Origin of the sequence: Allobosea sp. OK403 (assembly GCF_900113835.1) — a bacterium.
Classification (GTDB): Bacteria; Pseudomonadota; Alphaproteobacteria; order Rhizobiales; family Beijerinckiaceae; genus Allobosea.
In genome coordinates, this window is the sequence record NZ_FOQV01000023.1 from 1 (window position 1) to 2610 (window position 2610).

The following is a 2610-nucleotide window of genomic DNA, read 5'->3' on the forward strand; positions in this document are numbered from 1 at the left end:
CGGGAACCGAGCCGGAACGCGGTGTTTGCCACCGGGAATCCAACGGCTTCCCGCCCGCACCAATCATAACACCAATCAAACACACAGGGATCCATGCCGGAGCGCTTGCAGGTGAGGTTCCGGAATGGATCCCGGGTCTCCTTGCAGTCGCCCGGGATGACGGCGCGTTTCGAGACGAAATTCCAACCGACTGAAATCCTCGCTCACATTGTCGGCCAGGCTCCCAGGATGAGGGCTGGAATGTCCGAACGAGCTCTTACCCCAATTCGTTACAACTTGACCCGATAGCCGGTTGGGCTAACGTTTTGGCCCGTTCCGGTTGCAGGCGTTTCATGCTGAGTCGTGTCCATTCCCGGATCAAGGCGTTCCCACGCGCCGCGTTCCGCCTGGTGCAGGACACCGTCTTTGTTAGGCTCGTGCTGGCGGCGATCAGGCTGTGGCGCGATGTCCGCTTCCCCGCCTTGCTGCTGACCGGCGCCCTCGTTCTCTGCCTGGCATTCGCCGGTTTCTCGGCGAGAGCGGTGTTCTCGATCTTGCGGCCAGCAGCGACCACGGCGATTGGCCCCGGCATCGCGGCGGTCTTCGCCTTCCTCATCGTGCTCGAATTATCCGCCGCCAGCGCGCTGACTGTGCTGCAGGGTTTGCTGCGCCTGTCCTACGACACCGGCCGCCACCGCATCGGTGCGCTGTTGACGATGCTTGCGCTCAGCGCCGCCGGCGTCGCGGCGCTGGCGCTTGCGGCGGTGGCTGCTGGCTCTGCCTCGCTGCCTGGTCACAGCGCGCTCTTCATCGCCACGCCGATCCTGATTCTGGTCGCGCTCTGGTTCGACAGGGCCTATCGCCGCCCGGCCTTTCCGCGCTTCCGCGATTTCCACGCCGACATCGTCGATGTCCGGGGCTATCTGGCGCGAGCCTCCCATGACGGTTGATCGCGCATGACGGATGATCGCAGCAGCGGCTCAAACGTGCCGCCGATTACCGGCTATCATCTGGCCGAGGCGGCGCAGGCCGGGCTGCGCGGCGCCGGCGACGCGCTCGCCAACAACCCGCCGGCTCATTCCGCCCTGCCCTCGCAGACCGAGCTTGGCCTGCTCGCCCGCGTCACCGAGCTGTTCAACGGCATCCGGCAGGAGGCGACGGCAAAGCTTGCCGCGCTCCATGCCGAAATCATCGGCAAGCGCGAGGCGCTGACGGCGGAGCGCTACGAGACCCGGATCAGGCGCATCGAATCCGGCATGCGGGCGCTGCTGAACAAGCATGGTGGCGAGCTCGAGCAGACGGTCTTCGACGCGCTGAAGGCCAAGCGCGAATATGAGTATTTCAACTATGTGAACCAGCGCAGCAGCGACCCGAAGCTGGAGAAGTGGCAGTTCACGCTGGCCTTCCTCGTGGTGCCGCTGGCGATCGAGAGCCTGCTCAACGGCAATTTCTTCGCCGATGCCAGCGATTTCGGCTTGATCGGCGGGGCGGCGACCGCCGTGATCATCTCGGCGCTGAACATCTCGCTCGGCTTCGTCATGGGCCTGTGGCCGGCGCGCTATTGCCAGCACGTCAAGGCCTCGCATCTGTTCTGGGCGCTGCCGGCCTATGCCGGGATGATCGCGCTGATCGTGCTGTTCAACCTCGCCGTCGGGCATTACCGCGAATTGCTGATCGCCAATCCCGACGCCGCCTCGCAGCAGGTGGTGCCGCATATGCTGGCGAACCCGCTCGGCGTCTACGAGCTGAAATCGATCGCGCTCGTGCTGATCGGCTGCCTGATCGCCTTCTTCTCCGCCTCCAAGGGCTATTCGGCCTTCGGCAGCTATCCCGGCCAGGCCTTCGCCTATAAGCGCTGGCGGCAGCGCTGGGAGGCTGTGGAGCGGGAGCGCCGCCGGCTCGACACCGAGCTCGCGCCCGAACTCGAACAGATCCGCGGCCAGGTCGAGGGTTTTCGCGAGGATTGCCAGCGCGAGATCAGCCGGCTGCAGCTCGCCAAGGCCAGCGCCGACCAGATCCGCGACCATTACCTCACCCGCGTCGCGCAATTGCGCGCCGCCAAGGACGCCGCCGTGATGCAGTATCGCGAGGCCAATCTCAGGGTGCGCACCGATCTGCCGCCGGCCTATTTCTCGCAAGGCATCAACCTGCCCGAGATCGACCAGCCGGCGGAGCTCGTCGACCATTCCAGGCTGCGGGCGCTGATCGAGGATGTCGAACGCCAGTTCGCCAATATGCCGGCGCTGATCGAAGCCAAGCTCAAGGACCAGTTGGCGCTGGTGCGCGGGGTCGACCTCGCCGGCGAGATCGAGCGCCTGAAGACGCGCGCGGTCGAGGCCGGGCGCGAGGCCTATGAACGGGATGAGGCCAACCGCAAGACGATCCATGCGGAATTTTCCGCGACGCCGCGCTGAGAGACCTGTTCGAGATGTCCCACAGCCCTCATCCTGAGAGGCTGGCCCGAAATGAACCCGTAGATTTCGACGGCCCTGCCTTGATCACCTACACGCCGTCATTCCGGACGCAGCGAAGCGGAGATCCGGCAACTGTGTTGTTTGGTGTGTCATGCTTGGAAGGCTGTGTCAGTTTTGAGCATGGCGTTGAGGACGGTGAGGAGCTTTCTTGCGACGG

The 2610-nt window shown here is 64.8% G+C and carries 3 protein-coding genes; all 3 read left to right on the top strand.

The window, feature by feature from the left end; genetic code table 11:
• Window positions 1-194: hypothetical protein (locus BMZ97_RS31475; RefSeq protein WP_210188368.1), on the top strand; the 194-nt coding region annotated here is incomplete at its 5' end.
• Window positions 195-332: 138 nt separating this feature from the next.
• Window positions 333-929, top strand: a complete 597-nt coding sequence (locus BMZ97_RS30495; protein WP_092178584.1) for a hypothetical protein — start codon at window positions 333-335, stop codon at window positions 927-929.
• A 6-nt stretch (window positions 930-935) separates the two neighbouring features.
• On the top strand, window positions 936-2393 hold the full coding sequence (locus BMZ97_RS30500; protein WP_092178586.1) for a hypothetical protein: 1458 nt from the start codon (window positions 936-938) through the stop codon (window positions 2391-2393).
• The last annotated feature ends 217 nt before the right edge of the window (window positions 2394-2610 follow it).